We start from the raw sequence: 18,760 nt of genomic DNA, 5'->3' as shown, positions 1-18,760 counted from the left end.
GGGAACTGGAGGAAAAATGCTCGCTAATTACGCTACTTTTAGACAGAGTATGCGCATCATGATGGAGGGAATTATGCGCACAATGTCGAAGGTTAAAAAATCTGTCAATGTTTCGCTGCCACCAGAGATTTTGGAAGAGGCACGTAAACTCAAACTCAATCTCTCGGCGGTATTAACCGAAGCGTTACTGGAAAAAATACGTCAGAATCACAGAGAAACCTGGTTGCGAGAAAACAAAGAATCCGTCGACGCAGTTAATCAGTGGGTGGATGAGAACGGTTCATTTAGCGATTACCAAAGGTCATTCTAATGGAGCAATATTGTGCTTATGAAAACCTGGGGAGTGGGCGGCATGTTTATCCTTATCTCATCAATCTCCAACATCCTGTCGCCAATGTATTAAAGCATGCCATTGTTGCTCCGGCGATCCGACTTGATCAGCTACCTGGCGGTAAACCGCCGGTAAAAGTTTGTCCGGTGGTTTCAATTGCTGGCCTGGACCACATGGTGATGACTCATATGATGACAGGAATACCGCTAAAAGAGTTGGGAGAACGTATAGCTGATCTTAGTCAACAGCGAATCGTACTGCGTGATGCTATCGATTTTCTATTAAACGGCTATTAATGCTGGCACGTAACTTATCGTATCCCGCATAAATCCTGTTTTTCAGGAGGAGGAGGTACGGTATATTCCGCGTTTTACAGGAGAATTTATGCTGCCCGACTCATCAGTCCGTTTAAATAAATACATCAGCGAAAGCGGAATTTGCTCACGCCGCGAAGCGGATCGCTATATCGAGCAAGGCAATGTGTTCCTTAATGGCAAGCGTGCCACCATTGGCGATCAGGTGAAACCCGGTGACGTTGTAAAAGTAAACGGTCAACTGATTGAGCCACGGGAAGCCGAAGATTTAGTGCTTATCGCCCTGAATAAACCTGTTGGCATTGTCAGCACCACCGAAGATGGCGAGCGAGATAACATTGTCGATTTCGTTAATCACAGTAAACGCGTCTTCCCGATTGGTCGCCTGGATAAAGACTCTCAGGGATTGATTTTCCTCACCAATCACGGCGATCTGGTGAATAAGATCCTCCGTGCGGGTAATGACCATGAGAAAGAGTATCTGGTGACGGTGGATAAACCGATTACCGATGAATTTATTCGTGGCATGGGCGCAGGTGTGCCGATTCTTGGAACGGTGACCAAAAAATGCAAAGTCAAAAAAGAAGCGCCATTTGTCTTTCGCATTACCCTGGTGCAGGGGCTGAACCGACAGATTCGTCGCATGTGCGAGCACTTTGGCTACGAAGTGAAGAAGTTGGAACGCACACGCATCATGAACGTCAGCTTAAGCGGCATTCCACTGGGCGAGTGGCGCGATTTAACTGACGATGAACTCATCGATCTTTTTAAGCTCATCGAAAATTCCTCTTCCGAGGCAAAACCCAAAGCGAAGGCCAAACCGAAAACGGCGGGTATCAAGCGCCCGGTGGTGAAGATGGAAAAAACGGCGGAAAAAGGGAGTCGCCCGGCATCAAACGGTAAGCGTTTCACCTCGCCGGGGCGGAAGAAAAAAGGGCGTTAATCAGCGTCTGCCGCGCGTCGATGTATTTGCCGACCAACTGAATGACGCTTCAGGGTCCGGTTTGTAAGCCTGCTTTTTCTTCAACTGGCGGGCTTTTTTCGCCTCAGCCTCACGCTCAACCATCAGCTTATCAATGTACTCTTTTTTAATGCTGTTGGTTTCGGCATTGGTCAACACACGACCATGCGCAATACGCGCCCGATCCAGTAGCGTCTTTAATTCGCGCTGTTCACGCTCGGTCATCTCTTTTTGTGTAATACGGGGGAGTGCCATGATGGTGCCCTCTGTTAATCGGATAGTTCAGTGTACGGGAATTTATTTGCAAGCAGAACTGATAAGATTCATTTGCCTTCTCTTTATTTTTATCTGCTTAGATAATTGGCGATAAATACAGATAAAAATTTAACTAAAATAAATAACCGTTAACTTATCAAATTTGATTAATTCTTTTTTATTCAATGCATTAAAGTTGTGATTTTACTTCTGGCCTGTTTCTCGCATTAACGCTATCGCATTGATAATATCTCTGTTTTCAGTGGTCTGGTACGGGGTAGTTAATATCAAAGGATGAGTCACATGCCATTAAATGGAGTCAGTGCTGCGATGCGCGAACGGGTATCGCAGCAGTTAAAAGAAATTGAACGGCGCTATGGCGTGAAAGTGCTGTACGCCTGCGAATCGGGGAGTCGCGGTTGGGGATTTGCCTCACCCGACAGTGACTATGATGTGCGTTTTTTGTATGCCCATCCGCTGGAATGGTATCTGCGGGTGGAGTCACCGCGCGATGTTATCGAACTGCCCATCGACGATGAGCTGGATGTTTCAGGTTGGGAGTGGCGTAAGGCGCTGGGATTATTGAAAGGCGCGAACCCGACGCTGATTGAATGGCTGGATTCACCGGTGGTCTATCAGCAAGACGAAGAAACGATAACGGCGCTAAAGGCGATGGTGCCGAAGTGGTTTTCTCCGCTACGTGCGCGCTGGCATTATTATTCGATGGCGCGGAAAAACTTTCGCAGTTATTTGCAGGGCGACGAAGTTCGACTGAAAAAATACTTTTACGTGCTGCGTCCATTGCTGGCTGTACGCTGGGTTGAAGCGGGTAAAGGTGTACCGCCAATGCGCTTTGCCGAGCTACTGGCGGGAAGCGAACTTGATGCGGCGTTACGCGCAGAAATAGACGAATTGCTGGAACGTAAACAGCGCGCGGGAGAAGCGGTGTATGATTCGCGCCGTCCTTTGTTGCATGAGTTTATTCGTGCGGAACTGGCGCGCGGGGAAATTCCTCCGATGTTACCGGATAGCAGGGACGGAGATGTCAGGGAACTGGATGGGTTGTTATATCAAACGGTAATGGGGAAATAAATACGACCCGGGGCACTTCATCCGGGCCGCACTGTTTTTACTCAAACAAATTACTATGCAATGTCTGCACCACCTGTTCCGCATCAGCACCCGGCACCAGGAAGCACAGGTTATTGCTGGAAGCGCCGTAGCAAATCATGCGGATGTTGAACGGTTCCAGCACGCCAAATACTTCTTTGCCGACGCCGCAGGCTTTTGACAGGTCATTACCAATCAGCGCCACCAGTGCCAGGCCTTCTTCCACTTCCACGCGGCACAGCGCCGAAAGCTCCATCAGCAGTGATTGCGTCAACAATGTATCGCCAGTGGAAGTTGAACCAGTCGTATCAAGAGTTAATGCCACGCTCACTTCGGACGTAGTAATTAAATCCACCGAAATATTATGCCGCGCGAGGATACCGAAAACTTCCGCGAGGAAGCCACGGGAATGCAGCATATTCAGGCTGTGCAGGGTTAATAGCGTTTGTTTACGGCGCAGAGCCAGTGCACGGAACAGCGGTGGATTTTCGGTTTTATTACACACCAACGTACCGCCTGCACGTGGGTCTTTGCTGGAACCGACAAACACCGGAATATCGCTGCGCACTGCGGGCAGCAACGTCGCTGGATGCAGCACTTTCGCGCCAAAGGTCGCCATTTCAGCGGCCTCTTCAAAAGCGATTTTATCAATGCGTTTTGCTGCCGGCACCACGCGCGGATCGGTCGTGTAGATGCCAGGGACGTCAGTCCAGATATCAACGCGAGATGCGTGTAAGGCTTCCGCCAACAAGGCTGCCGTATAATCGCTGCCGCCACGTCCAAGTGTTGTTGTACGCCCTTTACTTTCGCTACCAATAAAGCCCTGGGTAATGACTAAACCTTCACTGAGCCGTGGAGTCAGATGCAACGCAGACAGTTCCGCGAGTGCAACAACATCTGGCTCCGCGCGACCAAACCGGTCGTTGGTGCGCATCACTTTACGCACATCAAACCACTGCGCCTGGACATCGCGTTCGCGCAGGATTTCAACAAATAGTAGAGTAGACATCAGTTCGCCGTGGCTAACCAGTTCATCCGTCAGAGCCGGAGATGTTGCCAGCGCCGCCGCTTCGGCCAGAACGGTAATGTTCTCCAACAAACGTTCAATCTCTTCACGGATGACGTTCGGGTAACGCAGGCGCTCCAGAATGGCGAACTGAATATTGCGAATAGCATCGAGTTTTTCGAAACGCTCAACCGGTTCCAGACCTTCAGCCAGTGCAACAAGTAGGTTAGTAATCCCCGCAGAAGCAGAAAGCACAACTAAACGAACATTCTCATCAGAAAGCACAATGTCGGCGCTGCGGTTCATGGCGTCGAAATCAGCCACGCTAGTACCACCAAATTTGGAGACAACAATATCGGGCATAACAACCTCGTGTCAGGGAATGAAAGAAGCGACCTTGGCACAAAGGCAAAATAGAAACCGGTGCAGGCGCAGACCGTATTTATAAATAAAAGGTGTAGGGGAGTGTGTCAACGCCGGGATTATGCGGATTATTCATGCAGCGGGCGTGGTCAGAAATTGTGCTTATAACGTCTATACTTTTTATCCTCTTCAGTAGTTAGCTGAGCTAACGGCACTAAAACCATCACATTTTTCTGTGACTGGCGCTACAATCTTCCACAGTCACAATTCTCAATATCAGAAGAGTATTGCTAATGAAAAACATCAATCCAACGCAGACCGCTGCCTGGCAGGCACTACAGAAACACTTCGATGAAATGAAAGACGTTACGATCGCCGATCTTTTTGCTAAAGATGGCGATCGTTTTTCTAAGTTCTCCGCAACCTTCGACGATCAGATGCTGGTGGATTACTCCAAAAACCGCATCACCGAAGAAACTCTGGCGAAATTGCAGGATCTGGCGAAAGAGTGCGATCTGGCTGGCGCGATTAAGTCGATGTTCTCTGGCGAGAAGATTAACCGCACCGAAAACCGTGCCGTGCTGCACGTGGCGCTGCGTAATCGTAGTAATACGCCGATTCTGGTTGATGGCAAAGACGTAATGCCGGAAGTCAACGCGGTGCTGGAGAAGATGAAAACCTTCTCGCAAGCGATTATTTCCGGTGAGTGGAAGGGTTATACCGGCAAAGCAATCACCGACGTGGTGAACATCGGTATCGGCGGTTCTGACCTCGGCCCGTACATGGTGACCGAAGCACTGCGTCCGTACAAAAATCACCTGAATATGCACTTCGTTTCTAACGTTGACGGAACTCACATCGCAGAAGTGCTGAAAAAAGTGAACCCTGAAACCACGCTGTTCCTGGTGGCGTCTAAAACCTTCACCACTCAGGAAACCATGACCAACGCCCATAGCGCGCGTGACTGGTTCCTGAAAGCGGCCGGTGATGAGAAGCACGTTGCGAAACACTTTGCGGCGCTCTCCACCAATGCGAAAGCCGTTGGCGAGTTTGGTATTGATACCGCCAACATGTTCGAGTTCTGGGACTGGGTCGGCGGCCGTTACTCTTTGTGGTCAGCGATTGGTCTGTCGATTGTTCTCTCCATCGGCTTTGATAACTTCGTTGAACTGCTTTCCGGCGCACACGCGATGGACAAGCATTTCTCCACCACGCCAGCCGAGAAAAACCTGCCTGTATTGCTGGCGCTGATCGGCATCTGGTACAACAATTTCTTTGGCGCGGAAACTGAAGCGATTCTGCCGTATGACCAGTATATGCACCGTTTCGCGGCGTACTTCCAGCAGGGCAATATGGAATCCAACGGCAAATACGTTGACCGTAACGGTAACGTAGTGGATTACCAGACTGGCCCGATTATCTGGGGTGAGCCGGGTACAAACGGGCAACATGCGTTTTACCAGCTGATCCACCAGGGAACCAAAATGGTGCCGTGCGATTTCATCGCGCCGGCTATCACCCATAACCCGCTCTCTGATCACCACCAGAAACTGCTGTCTAACTTCTTCGCTCAGACCGAAGCTCTGGCCTTTGGTAAATCCCGCGAAGTGGTAGAGCAGGAATATCGCGATCAGGGTAAAGATCCGGCGACGCTCGACTATGTAGTGCCGTTTAAAGTGTTCGAAGGTAACCGTCCGACCAACTCCATCCTGCTGCGCGAAATCACCCCGTTCAGCCTGGGGGCGTTGATTGCGCTGTATGAGCACAAAATCTTTACTCAAGGCGTGATCCTGAACATCTTCACCTTTGACCAGTGGGGCGTGGAGCTGGGTAAACAGCTGGCTAACCGTATTCTGCCGGAGCTGAAAGATGACAAAGAAATCAGCAGCCACGATAGCTCGACCAATGGTCTGATTAACCGCTATAAGGCGTGGCGCGGTTAATCATCGTGCATGTCTGATGCCGCTACGTAGGCCGGATAAGGCGTTTATGCCGCATCCGGCAACCGGTGCCTGATGCGACGCGGTCGCGTCTTATCAGGCCTACAGGTTGATGCCGATATGTACATCGTATTCGGCAATTAATACATAGCACGATTGATTAAATAACCTTAATAACAATGCCGACTATAAGTCGGCATTGTTCTATCAGATAAATCCTCTTGTCTGTGATTTAACGAAAATCATACCGTGAGGTTAATCCTAAAATAGATTTTTAGTCTGTAATTATTTCGGAAAATACGCAGGTCAATCGCTTTTGTGTTTATTTTAACCTCATGATTAACATAATCATTTATATATAATAAAAAATATATAATTGATATTTATTCCAATTATCCTAAAACCCCACCACTAATTCCTCGCGCCGTAATTCACATGCTTTAGTTGTGTATACTCGATCCCGCCCGAAATGTTTTTGGGTAAATCTCCATTCATTCAATGAAGGGAAATTGTTATGAGAAAAGTTCTGTATGGCATTTTAGCCATATCTGCGCTTGCGGCGACTTCTGCGTGGGCTGCACCTGTACAGGTGGGCGAAGCGGCAGGGTCGGCAGCAACGTCGGTTTCGGCGGGCAGTTCCTCCGCGACCAGCGTCAGCACCGTAAGCTCGGCGGTGGGTGTCGCACTCGCGGCAACCGGTGGCGGTGATGGTTCTAATACCGGAACCACCACAACCACGACCACCAGTACCCAGTAATAACGTATGTATCCCCAAAATAATTCGAGTTGCAGGAAGGCGACAAGCGAGTGAGTCCCCGGGAGCATAGATAACTATGTGACCGGGGTGAACGAGTGCGGTCACCGCATCTGCAGCTTGAAGTATGACGGGGATTAACCATAACCACACTCCGGTGTGGTTATTCTGCCCCTCTGGAGAAGAGTCGTGAAGCGACCTGCACTCATTCTTATCTGCCTGCTATTACAGGCCTGTTCAGCCACGACTAAAGAGCTGGGCAATTCACTGTGGGACAGTCTGTTCGGCACGCCAGGCGTACAGCTGACGGACGATGATATTCAAAATATGCCCTACGCCAGCCAGTACATGCAGCTTAATGGCGGGCCGCAGTTATTTGTGGTGCTGGCCTTCGCTGAAGACGGACAACAAAAATGGGTCACTCAGGATCAGGCCACTCTCGTCACACAACATGGTCGTCTGGTGAAGACTTTGCTTGGCGGCGACAACCTGATTGAAGTAAATAACCTTGCCGCCGACCCGCTGATTAAACCCGCACAAATTGTTGATGGCGCAACCTGGACGCGCACGATGGGCTGGACCGAGTACCAGCAGGTACGCTACGCCACCGCACGCTCAGTCTTCAAATGGGATGGCACCGATACCGTCAACGTCGGCAGCGATGAAACTCCGGTTCGCGTGCTGGACGAAGAAGTCTCCACCGACCAGGCGCGCTGGCATAACCGCTATTGGATCGACAGCGAAGGACAAATTCGCCAGTCGGAACAGTATCTCGGCGCGGATTATTTCCCGGTGAAAACCACTCTCATCAAGGCAGCAACACAATGATTAAACAAACTATTGTCGCGTTGATTTTGAGCGTGGGAGCGTCATCGGTCTTTGCGGCGGGCACCGTCAAGGTGTTCAGCAATGGCAGCAGTGAGGCCAAAACGCTGACGGGCGCAGAGCATTTAATCGATCTGGTGGGGCAACCGCGACTGGCGAATAGCTGGTGGCCCGGTGCGGTGATCAGCGAAGAGCTGGCAACGGCAGCAGCATTGCGGCAGCAGCAGGCGTTGCTGACACGGCTGGCAGATTCCAGCGCCGAGGATGCCGCCGCGATTAACGCCTTACGTCAGCAAATTCAGGCGTTGAAGGTGACGGGCAGGCAAAAAATCAATCTTGATCCCGATATCGTCCGCGTTGCGGAACGTGGCAACCCGCCGTTGCAGGGCAACTACACGCTGTGGGTGGGTTCCGCTCCGTCAACGGTCACGCTGTTCGGGCTTATCAGTCGTCCTGGCAATCAGCCATTCACCCCAGGTCGCGACGTAGCGAGCTATCTCTCCGGGCAGAGCCTGCTTAGCGGTGCAGATCGCAGCTATGCGTGGGTGGTTTACCCGGACGGGCGAACGCAAAAAGCGCCGGTGGCTTACTGGAACAAGCGTCACGTAGAGCCGATGCCCGGCAGCATTATTTATGTTGGCCTGGCGGACTCCGTCTGGAGTAAGACGCCTGATGCCCTGAACGCCGACATTCTTCAGACTCTGACGCAGCGGATACCGCAATAATGAAAAAAAGACATCTGCTTAGCTTACTGGCGCTGGGCATTAGCACGGCCTGCTATGGCGAAACGTATCCAGCGCCCATCGGGCCGTCGCAATCGGATTTCGGCGGCGTCGGTCTGTTACAAACGCCCACCGCGCGCATGGCGCGGGAAGGGGAATTAAGTTTGAACTATCGTGATAACGATCAGTACCGTTATTACTCTGCTTCAGTGCAACTCTTCCCGTGGCTGGAAACAACGCTGCGCTACACCGATGTGCGCACCCGGCAGTACAGCAGCGTCGAAGCGTTCTCTGGCGATCAAACGTATAAAGATAAAGCCTTCGATCTCAAACTGCGTTTGTGGGAAGAGAGTTACTGGCTGCCGCAAGTGGCGGTTGGTGCGCGGGATATCGGCGGTACGGGGCTGTTTGATGCGGAATATCTTGTTGCCAGCAAAGCCTGGGGGCCGTTCGATTTTACGCTCGGCCTGGGCTGGGGATATCTGGGCACCAGCGGTAATGTGAAAAATCCGCTCTGTTCAGCCAGTGATAAATATTGCTATCGCGATAACAGCTACAAACAGGCAGGATCTATCGACGGCAGCCAGATGTTCCACGGCCCGGCCTCACTGTTTGGCGGTGTGGAATACCAGACTCCCTGGCAGCCGCTGCGCCTGAAACTGGAGTATGAAGGCAATAATTATCAGCAGGATTTTGCCGGGAAGCTGGAGCAAAAAAGTAAGTTTAACGTCGGGGTGATTTATCGCGTTACCGATTGGGCCGACGTTAACCTTAGCTATGAACGCGGTAACACCTTTATGTTTGGCGTTACGTTGCGCACCAACTTTAACGATCTACGTCCTTCGTACAACGATAACGCCCGACCGCAATATCAACCGCAGCCACAGGATGCCATTTTGCAGCATTCGGTGGTGGCGAATCAGCTAACACTGTTGAAATATAACGCCGGACTGGCCGATCCGCAGATCCAGGCGAAAGGCGATACGCTGTATGTTACCGGCGAGCAGGTGAAATATCGTGATTCGCGTGAAGGGATCATTCGCGCTAATCGGATCGTGATGAACGATCTGCCGGATGGGATCAAAACGATCCGTATCACGGAAAACCGCCTTAACATGCCGCAGGTGACGACGGAAACCGATGTCGCCAGCCTGAAAAATCATCTCGTCGGCGAGCCGCTTGGGCATGAAACGAAGCTGGCGCAAAAACGCGTCGAGCCGGTGGTTCCGCAGTCCACCGAGCAGGGCTGGTATATCGACAAATCGCGCTTTGATTTCCATATCGATCCGGTGCTGAACCAGTCGGTTGGTGGCCCGGAAAACTTTTACATGTACCAACTGGGCGTGATGGGAACGGCGGATTTGTGGCTGACGGATCACCTGCTCACCACCGGTAGTCTGTTTGCTAACCTTGCCAACAACTACGACAAGTTTAACTACACTAATCCACCGCAGGACTCGCACTTACCGCGCGTTCGTACCCACGTGCGTGAGTATGTGCAGAACGATGTCTATGTGAATAACCTGCAAGCCAACTACTTCCAGCATCTGGGCAACGGCTTCTACGGTCAGGTCTACGGAGGTTATCTCGAAACCATGTTTGGCGGTGCGGGGGCGGAAGTGTTGTATCGCCCGCTGGACAGCAACTGGGCGTTTGGTCTGGATGCCAACTACGTTAAACAGCGTGACTGGCGTAGCGCGAAAGATATGATGAAGTTCACTGATTACAGCGTGAAAACCGGTCATTTGACCGCGTACTGGACGCCATCTTTCGCCCAGGATGTGTTAGTGAAAGCCAGCGTCGGGCAGTATCTGGCAGGGGATAAAGGTGGCACGCTGGAGATCGCCAAACGCTTTGATAGCGGCGTGGTGGTGGGTGGCTATGCCACGATCACGAATGTTTCGAAAGAAGAGTACGGAGAAGGGGACTTCACCAAAGGCGTGTATGTCTCTGTGCCGTTGGATCTCTTCTCGTCTGGCCCGACACGCAGCCGTGCGGCAATTGGCTGGACGCCGCTGACGCGTGACGGTGGTCAGCAACTTGGGCGTAAGTTCCAGTTGTATGACATGACCAGCGACCGAAGCGTGAATTTCCGCTAAGCCGTGGGAAAGGTGCCAGTTTTCGCAATCACTGGCACCCTCATTCTTAATGGCCTGTCGAGCCATCAGGGACGCAGTTCACCCCCGGTTTGCGATCTGGTGTGTAAAGGCGAAAACATTCTGTCTTCCTGTCCGTCGATATCGGTTGCAGGTCTGATTGCCTGAGCGACTGAGCCATCATTGGGCTGGAGACATTGCTTTGCGGAAGGTCGGCTTTATCAGCAGTACCGAGCGGACCGGCAAAAGCAGGAAGAACAGAGACTGATAACAACAAAGCAGCAAAATAAGGCTTCATTTTTACCACCTTTATCAGGTTACGTTTCATTTGTTCCAGAGGAACATTGTCGATTTTTCGCGCTTTGCTGGTGGCCGGGAATCACCTGAATGGGTGATTTTTTGAGGCTGTGTGTCTTGCCGGATGCGCCGCCAGACGCGGCTTATCCGGCCTACGGGTAGGACGGATAAGGCGTTCACGCCGCATCCGGCGCTGGCGGGAGGCACCATCTAACACCAGGTTGAACAAAACATACACAAAAAATATAGATCCCCGTCACATTTTTGCGTTATACAGGAAGCTCGCCACTGAGTTGGAGGGCTGTTATGACGTCGTTATCTCGTCCGCGCGTGGAGTTTATCTCCACCATTTTGCAGACCGTTCTCAATCTTGGCCTGCTGTGCCTCGGCCTGATTCTGGTCGTATTCCTCGGCAAAGAAACGGTGCATCTGGCTGATGTGCTGTTCGCGCCAGAACAAACCAGCAAATATGAGCTGGTGGAAGGGCTGGTGGTTTACTTTCTCTATTTCGAATTTATCGCCCTGATTGTGAAGTATTTTCAATCCGGCTTTCACTTTCCCTTACGTTACTTTGTCTATATCGGGATCACCGCCATTGTGCGCTTGATCATCGTCGATCATAAATCGCCACTGGATGTGTTGATCTACTCGGCAGCGATCCTGCTACTGGTGATCACCCTATGGCTATGTAATTCGAAACGGCTGAAGCGGGAGTAAAAAAAGGCGCTCCAGGGAGCGCCGAATAACAGTCACAAGTTGGGATAACGTAAGTTGAGGGTGCAGCGGCATAACATTGGCAGAACAACATCTTTAACCTTTCACACCACCTGCCGTCAGGCCATTGACCAGCCAGCGTTGAGCTAGCAAGAAGACGATGGTGATCGGTAATGCAGACATCACGGCAGCGGCGGCAAAATCGCCCCACAGGTAGTTTTGCGGGTTGAGGTATTGCTGCATCCCCACGGCCAGGGTGTAGCTGTTCACGTCACGCAGTAACAACGACGCGACCGGAACTTCAGTAATGGCAGCGATAAACGACAGGATGAACACTACCGCCAGAATCGGTACTGACAGCGGCAGCAGTACGAGGCGGAAGGCTTGCCACGGTGTCGCACCGTCCAGCGCCGCCGCTTCTTCCAGCGAACTGTCGATGGTTTCGAAATAACCTTTAATCGTCCAGACGTGCAGCGCAATCCCGCCCAGGTAAGCAAAGATAACGCCGCCGTGGGTATTCAGACCGATAAACGGAATGTACTCACCCAGACGGTCAAACAACGCATACAACGCCACCAGTGAGAGTACCGCCGGGAACATCTGGAAAATCAGCATTCCTTTCAGCAGCGTCGCTTTGCCTGGAAAGCGCATACGGGCAAAAGCGTAGGCGCAGGTGGTGGAGAGCGCCACGATACCAATCGCGGAAATCCCGGCGACCTTTACTGAGTTCCACAGCCACAGCAATACCGGGAACGGCGGTGGCGTAATGCGACCATCGGCCTGTTCAACGCTAAAGCCTAACGCCAGTTTCCAGTGATCCCACGAGATTTGCTCCGGGATCAGGCTGCCGGTCGCGAAGTTCCCCTGACGCAGCGAGATGGCGACGACCATCAGCAGCGGGAACATAATCGCCGCGATAAAAAGTAGCAGTAGCAGGTGAGTAATAAACAAACGTGCTTTTTGCGATTTCGGTTGGACCATTGCCATTTTTGTTATCTCCCTTAATCAAACTTCATTCGCGTGGCTTTCAGGTTCACTATCGCCAGCGCACCCACCAGCAGGAAAATCAGCGTGGCAATCGCTGCCGCCAGACCGAAGTCCTGACCCCCGCCGCCTTCAAAAGCGATACGGTAGGTGTAGTTAACGAGCAGGTCGGTATAACCGGCTGGCGTGGTGGTGCCAAGACGATCCGGGCCACCGTTGGTCAACAGTTGAATCAGCACGAAGTTGTTAAAGTTAAAGGCGAAGCTGGCGATCATCAGCGGTGTCAGCGGCTTGATCAGCAGCGGCAGCGTGATTTTAAAGAAGTTCTGGAATGGACTTGCGCCATCCATCGCTGAGGCTTCATACAGGTCGTCAGGAATCGCTTTCAGCAAGCCCATGCAGAGGATCATCATGTACGGATAACCCAGCCACGTGTTGACGATAATCAGCATCGTCCGTGCGGTGGTCGGATCGCTAAACCAGGCGGGCTTCACGCCAAACAGCGCGCTCAACATCATGTTGATTTCACCGAAGCTCTGGTTAAACAACCCTTTGAAAATCAAGATTGAAATAAACGATGGCACCGCGTAGGGCAGAATCAGCAGGACGCGATAGACCGCTTTGCCGCGCAACGCTTCCCATTGCACCAGACAGGCCAGCACCATGCCGACTGCAACCGTTAAAAAGACAGTGATCAGTGAGAACATCACGGTCCAGACGAAAATCGCGAGGAACGGTTTCTGAATGCCTTCGTCGGTGAAGACGCGGGTAAAGTTTTTCCAGCCGGTAGTCACGGTGTAACCGGGGCTGAGTTTGTCGTCGCCCCAGTTGCCATCGGCGGTGATGGACTGGTAAAAGCCGGTCTGGTCATTCGGACGATATTTTACGCCACTCTGGTTATTGGTCAGCGTACCGTCATCGCCCAGTGTGTAGAGCGGTTGTGTGCCAGAGAACTGGCGCAGGGAGCTCATCATCACTTTGTTGTCATCCGGGAGGATGGCGGTAATGTTGCTCAGCGCCTGACGATTTTGGGTAATCACGCGCAGATTTGCGCGCTCGCCCTCAGGCTGTGTGGCACTTTCTTTCAGTTGCAGCTTTTGCTCGCCGCCAAATTTAAAGGCATCGGAGAGATAATGCTTACCGGTTTCGCCATCGGTGAGCGCCAGTTGCCACTCATCACCTGCCGGATAAAGCCCGAAGTTATAGGTTTTGCCCGCTTGCCAGGAACGATCTAACAGAACTTCCTGGGCGCGTTCAAAAGTTAGCTGGTTAGTGCTGCTGTAGTTGGTAAAAGCAATGGCGATGGTGCAGACCAGAGGGAAGAGCACGAACAGCCCCATTCCTGCCATTCCCGGATAAACATAGCGCCAGGCGTAGGCTTTCCGGTTGGCGAAAATATACAGTCCCGCAGAACTTAAAATCAGCGTGGTAATGGCGAACAGGTACTCCCCTTGTGCGTACATTAAAACAACAAGGTAACCCACCAGCAGGCCAAGCAGACCTAACACTGACCATTTCAGCGCGTCGCTTTGCCACCAATGTTTCTTTTTAATGACATCCATGGGGTTCTTCCTCATTCCTGGACGGATAAATGATTACACCGCATCCGGCAACAACCGCCTGATGCGGCGCTGGCGCGCCTTATCAGGCTTACGTACAGTTCGTTTTTCCAGGTCGGATGAAGCATTTACGCCGCTCCGACAATAACCGCCTGATGCGACGCTGACGCGTCTTATCAGGCCTACATATGCTTCGGTTTCGTAGGCCGGATAAGGCGTTCACGCCGCATCCGGCATTTCACAGCATTACTTGGTGATACGACCCTGCGCATCTTTCAGCGCGGCATCAACAGTTTGACGACCGCTGGCGGCGTTGATCACTGCGGTACGCACGGCATACCAGAAGGCCGACATCTGCGGGATATTCGGCATGATTTCACCGTTCTTGGCGTTATCCATGGTGGCCGCAATGCGTTGATCTTTCGCCAGCTGATCCTGGTAAGACTTCAGCGCCACGGCGCCCAGCGGTTTATCTTTATTTACCGCTTCCAGCCCTTCGTCAGTCAACAGGTAGTTTTCGAGGAACTCTTTTGCCAGTTCTTTGTTCGGGCTGGCAGCGTTGATGCCTGCACTCAGAACGCCAACGAACGGTTTGGAAGGTTGTCCCTTGAAGGTCGGCAGCAGCGTCACACCGTAGTTCACTTTGCTGGTATCGATGTTGGACCATGCCCACGGACCGTTGATGGTCATCGCCGTTTCACCTTTGTTAAAGGCCGCCTCTGCGATGGAGTAATCAGTATCCGCATTCATGTGTTTGTTTTTAACCAGATCAACCAGGAAGGTCAGACCCGCTTTCGCGCCGGCGTTATCCACACCAACGTCTTTCACATTGTATTTGTCATTTTCATACTTGAACGCATAACCACCGTCGGCAGCAATCAGCGGCCAGGTGAAGTACGGTTCTTGCAGGTTGAACATCAGCGCGCTCTTACCTTTCGCTTTCAGTTCTTTATCCAGTGCCGGGATTTCTTCCCAGGTTTTTGGCGGATTCGGCAGCAGGTCTTTGTTATAAATTAGCGATAACGCTTCAACGGCAATCGGATAAGCAATCAGTTTGCCGTTATAACGTACAGCATCCCAGGTAAACGGATACAGCTTGTCCTGTAACGCTTTGTCTGGGGAGATTTCAGCCAACAGGCCAGATTGGGCATAGCCGCCAAAGCGGTCGTGCGCCCAGAAAATAATGTCCGGACCATCGCCAGTGGCCGCAACCTGGGGGAATTTCTCTTCCAGCTTATCTGGATGCTCAACGGTGACTTTAATTCCGGTATCTTTCTCGAATTTCTTACCCACTTCTGCGAGGCCGTTGTAGCCTTTATCGCCGTTGATCCAGATTACCAGTTTACCTTCTTCGATTTTGGCGAGAGCCGAGGCGGAAAACATCATCGTCGTCAAAACAGATAATGCGAGGATGCGTGCACCTGTTTTTATTTTCATAATCTCTGGTCCTTGTTGGTGAAGTGCTTGTGAAAACGCCTGAACGGACTCTAGTTTCTTTATACGGCAACCTCTTTCCATCCTCCTTGCCCCTACGCCCCACCTTCGTTTTATGTGATCTGCATCGCAGAAACGGCAGTATTGCGGTAAGGCGCACACAAAATTGCCATGTTTTTTGCAAGCAATATCACGAATTTCCTTACTTTCCCTCGGATTAGTATGCAGACCCCACCTTCTCATCCTCCCGCCTCCTCCCCCATAAAAAAGCCAGGGGGTGGAGGATTTAAGCCATCTTCCGATGACGCATAGTCACTGCATCATGAATGTTGCTGTCGATGACAGGTTGTAACGAAGGGAGAAGGGCATGGCGAGCGTACAGCTGCAAAATGTAACGAAGGCCTGGGGGGATGTGGTGGTATCGAAAGATATCAATCTCGACATCCACGAAGGTGAGTTCGTGGTGTTTGTCGGACCGTCTGGCTGCGGTAAATCCACTTTACTGCGCATGATTGCCGGTCTTGAGACGATCACCAGCGGCGACCTGTTCATCGGTGATAAACGAATGAACGATACCCCGCCAGCAGAACGCGGCGTCGGCATGGTGTTCCAGTCCTATGCGCTCTATCCCCACCTGTCTGTGGCAGAAAATATGTCTTTTGGCCTGAAATTAGCAGGCGCAAAGAAAGAGGTCATCAACCAGCGTGTTAACCAGGTGGCGGAAGTGCTGCAACTGGCGCACTTGCTGGATCGCAAACCGAAGGCGCTCTCCGGCGGACAACGTCAACGTGTGGCGATTGGTCGTACGCTGGTGGCCGAGCCAAGCGTGTTTTTACTCGATGAACCACTTTCCAACCTTGATGCCGCGCTACGTGTACAGATGCGTATCGAAATTTCCCGTCTGCATAAACGCCTGGGGCGCACGATGATTTACGTCACCCACGACCAGGTCGAAGCGATGACGTTGGCCGACAAAATCGTGGTGCTGGACGCCGGTCGCGTGGCGCAGGTCGGGAAGCCGCTTGAGTTGTATCACTATCCGGCCGACCGCTTTGTCGCCGGTTTTATCGGTTCACCGAAAATGAATTTCCTGCCGGTAAAAGTGACCGCCGTTGCAATCGATCAAGTCCAGGTTGAGCTGCCGATGCCAAACCTCCAGCAGGTCTGGCTGCCGGTTGAAAGCCACAACGTTCAGGTCGGCGCCAACATGTCGCTGGGCATTCGCCCGGAACATTTACTGCCAAGCGATATCGCCGACGTCATCCTTGAGGGGGAAGTTCAGGTGGTCGAGCAGCTCGGCAACGAAACGCAAATTCATATCCAGATCCCTTCCATTCGTCAAAACCTGGTGTACCGCCAGTCTGACGTGGTGTTGGTAGAAGAAGGTGCCACATTCGCTATCGGCCTGCCGCCAGAGCGTTGCCATCTGTTCCGTGAGGATGGCACTGCATGTCGTCGACTGCATCAGGAGCCGGGCGTTTAAGCACCCCTAAAAAAGACACAAAGCCTGTGACAGGCGATGTGAAAAAAGAAAAGCAATGACTCAGGAGATAGAATGATGATTACTCTGCGCAAACTTCCTCTGGCGGTTGCCGTCGCAGCAGGCGTAATGTCTGCTCAGGCAATGGCTGTGGATTTCCACGGTTACGCTCGTTCCGGGATCGGCTGGACAGGGAGCGGCGGTGAACAACAGTGTTTCCAGACCACTGGCGCTCAAAGTAAATACCGTCTTGGCAACGAATGTGAAACTTATGCTGAATTAAAATTGGGTCAGGAAGTGTGGAAAGAGGGCGATAAGAGCTTCTATTTCGACACTAACGTTGCCTATTCCGTAGCACAACAGAATGACTGGGAAGCCACCGATCCGGCCTTCCGTGAAGCGAACGTGCAGGGGAAAAACCTGATTGAATGGCTGCCAGGCGCCACTATTTGGGCCGGTAAGCGTTTCTATCAGCGTCATGACGTTCATATGATCGACTTCTACTACTGGGATATTTCTGGTCCTGGTGCCGGTCTGGAAAACATCGACGTTGGCTTCGGTAAACTTTCTCTGGCAGCAACGCGTTCTTCTGAAGCGGGCGGTTCGTCTTCTTTCGCCAGCAACAATATCTATGACTATACCAACGAGACTGCGAACGACGTCTTCGACGTGCGTTTAGCGCAGATGGAAATCAACCCGGGCGGCACCCTGGAACTGGGTGTTGACTACGGTCGCGCTAACCTGCGTGATAACTATCGTCTGGTTGATGGCGCATCGAAAGATGGCTGGATGTTCACTGCCGAGCATACCCAGAGCATCCTGAAAGGCTTCAACAAGTTTGTTGTTCAGTACGCAACAGACTCGATGACCTCGCAGGGTAAAGGTCTGTCGCAGGGTTCTGGCGTTGCGTTTGATAACGAAAAATTTGCCTACAATATTAACAATAACGGTCACCTGCTGCGTATCCTCGATCACGGTGCGATCTCCATGGGCGACAACTGGGACATGATGTACGTGGGTATGTACCAGGATATCAACTGGGATAACGACAACGGCACCAAATGGTGGACCGTCGGTATTCGTCCAATGTACAAGTGGACGCCTATCATGAGTACCTTGCTGGAAGTGGGCTACGACAACGTCGAATCCCAGCGCACTGGCGACAAGAACAATCAGTACAAAATCACCCTCGCACAACAATGGCAGGCTGGCGACAGCATCTGGTCACGCCCGGCTATTCGTGTCTTCGCAACCTACGCCAAGTGGGATGAGAAATGGGGTTATGACTACAACGGTAGCTCCTCTTCCAACCCGAACTACGGCAAAGCTGTTCCGGCGAATTTCGAAGGCGGTAGCTTCGGTCGCGGTGATAGCGATGAGTGGACATTCGGTGCCCAGATGGAAATCTGGTGGTAATAGCAATATGTAGGCCGGATAAGGTGCTTGTACCGCATCCGGCAATCAACGCCTGATGCGACGCTGCCGCGTCTTATCAGGTCTACAACTGCTGCCGAATGTAGGCCGGATAAGGCGTTCACGCCGCATCCGGCATAAAACAGGTTGTCATTATTTATAAGGGGCGTAAGCCCCTCTGATTATCGGGTTAAGCGCGCTA

The 18,760-nt window shown here is 51.9% G+C and carries 18 protein-coding genes; 12 read left to right on the top strand and 6 right to left on the bottom strand.

The window, feature by feature from the left end; genetic code table 11:
* The first annotated feature begins 16 nt into the window (after positions 1 to 16).
* From RGV86_RS11340 to rluF, 3 genes are all read left to right on the top strand, one after another.
* On the top strand, positions 17 to 310 hold the full coding sequence (locus tag RGV86_RS11340) for a type II toxin-antitoxin system CcdA family antitoxin (protein WP_032226504.1): 294 nt from the start codon (positions 17 to 19) through the stop codon (positions 308 to 310).
* The gene (locus tag RGV86_RS11335; protein WP_000438801.1) at positions 310 to 627 is read left to right on the top strand and encodes a CcdB family protein; all 318 of its coding nucleotides are present in this window, start codon (positions 310 to 312) and stop codon (positions 625 to 627) included. The genes RGV86_RS11340 and RGV86_RS11335 overlap by 1 nt, the downstream gene beginning before the upstream one ends.
* An 88-nt stretch (positions 628 to 715) precedes the next feature.
* Positions 716 to 1,588: a 23S rRNA pseudouridine(2604) synthase RluF gene (rluF, locus tag RGV86_RS11330; protein ID WP_000936363.1), complete on the top strand. Its 873-nt coding sequence runs from the start codon at positions 716 to 718 to the stop codon at positions 1,586 to 1,588.
* On the opposite strand, the gene RGV86_RS11325 is transcribed toward rluF, so the two are convergent.
* A complete protein-coding gene (locus RGV86_RS11325) occupies positions 1,589 to 1,861 on the bottom strand; it encodes a YjbD family protein (RefSeq protein WP_001207630.1) in 273 nt (90 codons plus the stop codon).
* 303 nt (positions 1,862 to 2,164) lie between these two features.
* Here RGV86_RS11325 and RGV86_RS11320 point away from each other — a divergent pair, with 303 nt between their 5' ends.
* Complete coding sequence (locus RGV86_RS11320) at positions 2,165 to 2,953, top strand: nucleotidyltransferase domain-containing protein (RefSeq protein WP_085461291.1); 789 nt, start codon at positions 2,165 to 2,167, stop codon at positions 2,951 to 2,953.
* A 37-nt stretch (positions 2,954 to 2,990) separates the two neighbouring features.
* On the opposite strand, the gene lysC is transcribed toward RGV86_RS11320, so the two are convergent.
* A complete protein-coding gene (gene lysC / locus RGV86_RS11315) occupies positions 2,991 to 4,340 on the bottom strand; it encodes a lysine-sensitive aspartokinase 3 (protein ID WP_001112913.1) in 1,350 nt (449 codons plus the stop codon).
* Between the two features lie 293 nt (positions 4,341 to 4,633).
* Between lysC and pgi the strand changes: the two genes are divergently transcribed.
* The 5 genes from pgi to RGV86_RS11290 all read left to right on the top strand — a co-directional run bounded on the left by pgi (position 4,634) and on the right by RGV86_RS11290 (position 10,680).
* On the top strand, positions 4,634 to 6,283 hold the full coding sequence (pgi, locus tag RGV86_RS11310) for a glucose-6-phosphate isomerase (RefSeq protein WP_000789996.1): 1,650 nt from the start codon (positions 4,634 to 4,636) through the stop codon (positions 6,281 to 6,283).
* A 511-nt stretch (positions 6,284 to 6,794) separates the two neighbouring features.
* Entirely contained in the window at positions 6,795 to 7,037 is a 243-nt protein-coding gene (gene yjbE, locus RGV86_RS11305) for an exopolysaccharide production protein YjbE (RefSeq protein WP_001233407.1), read from the top strand.
* A gap of 186 nt (positions 7,038 to 7,223) precedes the next feature.
* Positions 7,224 to 7,862, top strand: coding sequence for a YjbF family lipoprotein (locus RGV86_RS11300; RefSeq protein WP_085461290.1), 639 nt, complete (start codon positions 7,224 to 7,226; stop codon positions 7,860 to 7,862).
* Entirely contained in the window at positions 7,859 to 8,584 is a 726-nt protein-coding gene (locus tag RGV86_RS11295) for a capsule biosynthesis GfcC family protein (RefSeq protein WP_085461289.1), read from the top strand. Before RGV86_RS11300 ends, RGV86_RS11295 begins: the two co-directional genes overlap by 4 nt.
* The gene (locus tag RGV86_RS11290; RefSeq protein WP_085461288.1) at positions 8,584 to 10,680 is read left to right on the top strand and encodes a YjbH domain-containing protein; all 2,097 of its coding nucleotides are present in this window, start codon (positions 8,584 to 8,586) and stop codon (positions 10,678 to 10,680) included. The genes RGV86_RS11295 and RGV86_RS11290 overlap by 1 nt, the downstream gene beginning before the upstream one ends.
* Positions 10,681 to 10,726: 46 nt before the next feature.
* Here RGV86_RS11290 and RGV86_RS11285 read toward each other — a convergent pair whose 3' ends face one another.
* Positions 10,727 to 11,005, bottom strand: coding sequence for a hypothetical protein (locus RGV86_RS11285; protein ID WP_010344805.1), 279 nt, complete (start codon positions 11,003 to 11,005; stop codon positions 10,727 to 10,729).
* 275 nt (positions 11,006 to 11,280) lie between these two features.
* Between RGV86_RS11285 and psiE the strand changes: the two genes are divergently transcribed.
* Positions 11,281 to 11,691, top strand: a complete 411-nt coding sequence (gene psiE, locus RGV86_RS11280) for a phosphate-starvation-inducible protein PsiE (protein WP_000202902.1) — start codon at positions 11,281 to 11,283, stop codon at positions 11,689 to 11,691.
* 93 nt (positions 11,692 to 11,784) lie between these two features.
* Here the strand turns inward: psiE and malG are convergent, their stop codons facing one another.
* The 3 genes from malG to malE all read right to left on the bottom strand — a co-directional run bounded on the left by malG (position 11,785) and on the right by malE (position 15,668).
* Complete coding sequence (gene malG / locus RGV86_RS11275; RefSeq protein ID WP_001252058.1) at positions 11,785 to 12,675, bottom strand: maltose ABC transporter permease MalG; 891 nt, start codon at positions 12,673 to 12,675, stop codon at positions 11,785 to 11,787.
* Positions 12,676 to 12,689: 14 nt separating this feature from the next.
* Positions 12,690 to 14,234 carry a maltose ABC transporter permease MalF gene (gene malF / locus RGV86_RS11270; RefSeq protein ID WP_010344809.1) on the bottom strand — a complete coding sequence of 515 codons (1,545 nt, stop codon included), beginning with the start codon at positions 14,232 to 14,234 and terminating at the stop codon, positions 12,690 to 12,692.
* Positions 14,235 to 14,477: 243 nt separating this feature from the next.
* Entirely contained in the window at positions 14,478 to 15,668 is a 1,191-nt protein-coding gene (gene malE, locus RGV86_RS11265) for a maltose/maltodextrin ABC transporter substrate-binding protein MalE (RefSeq protein ID WP_000695404.1), read from the bottom strand.
* A gap of 364 nt (positions 15,669 to 16,032) precedes the next feature.
* On the opposite strand from malE, the gene malK reads away from it, so the two are divergent.
* Both malK and lamB read left to right on the top strand, forming a co-directional pair.
* A complete protein-coding gene (gene malK / locus RGV86_RS11260; RefSeq protein ID WP_000179160.1) occupies positions 16,033 to 17,148 on the top strand; it encodes a maltose/maltodextrin ABC transporter ATP-binding protein MalK in 1,116 nt (371 codons plus the stop codon).
* A gap of 72 nt (positions 17,149 to 17,220) precedes the next feature.
* Positions 17,221 to 18,561 (top strand): maltoporin LamB, encoded by a 1,341-nt coding sequence (gene lamB / locus RGV86_RS11255; protein ID WP_000973648.1) that lies wholly within the window; start codon positions 17,221 to 17,223, stop codon positions 18,559 to 18,561.
* The last annotated feature ends 199 nt before the right edge of the window (positions 18,562 to 18,760 follow it).

It is taken from the genome of Escherichia ruysiae (assembly GCF_031323975.1).
In the GTDB taxonomy this organism is placed as follows: domain Bacteria; phylum Pseudomonadota; class Gammaproteobacteria; order Enterobacterales; family Enterobacteriaceae; genus Escherichia; species Escherichia ruysiae.
The sequence above is the reverse complement of the archived record's forward strand: the minus strand, read 5'-3'. Positions and strand labels throughout refer to the sequence as shown.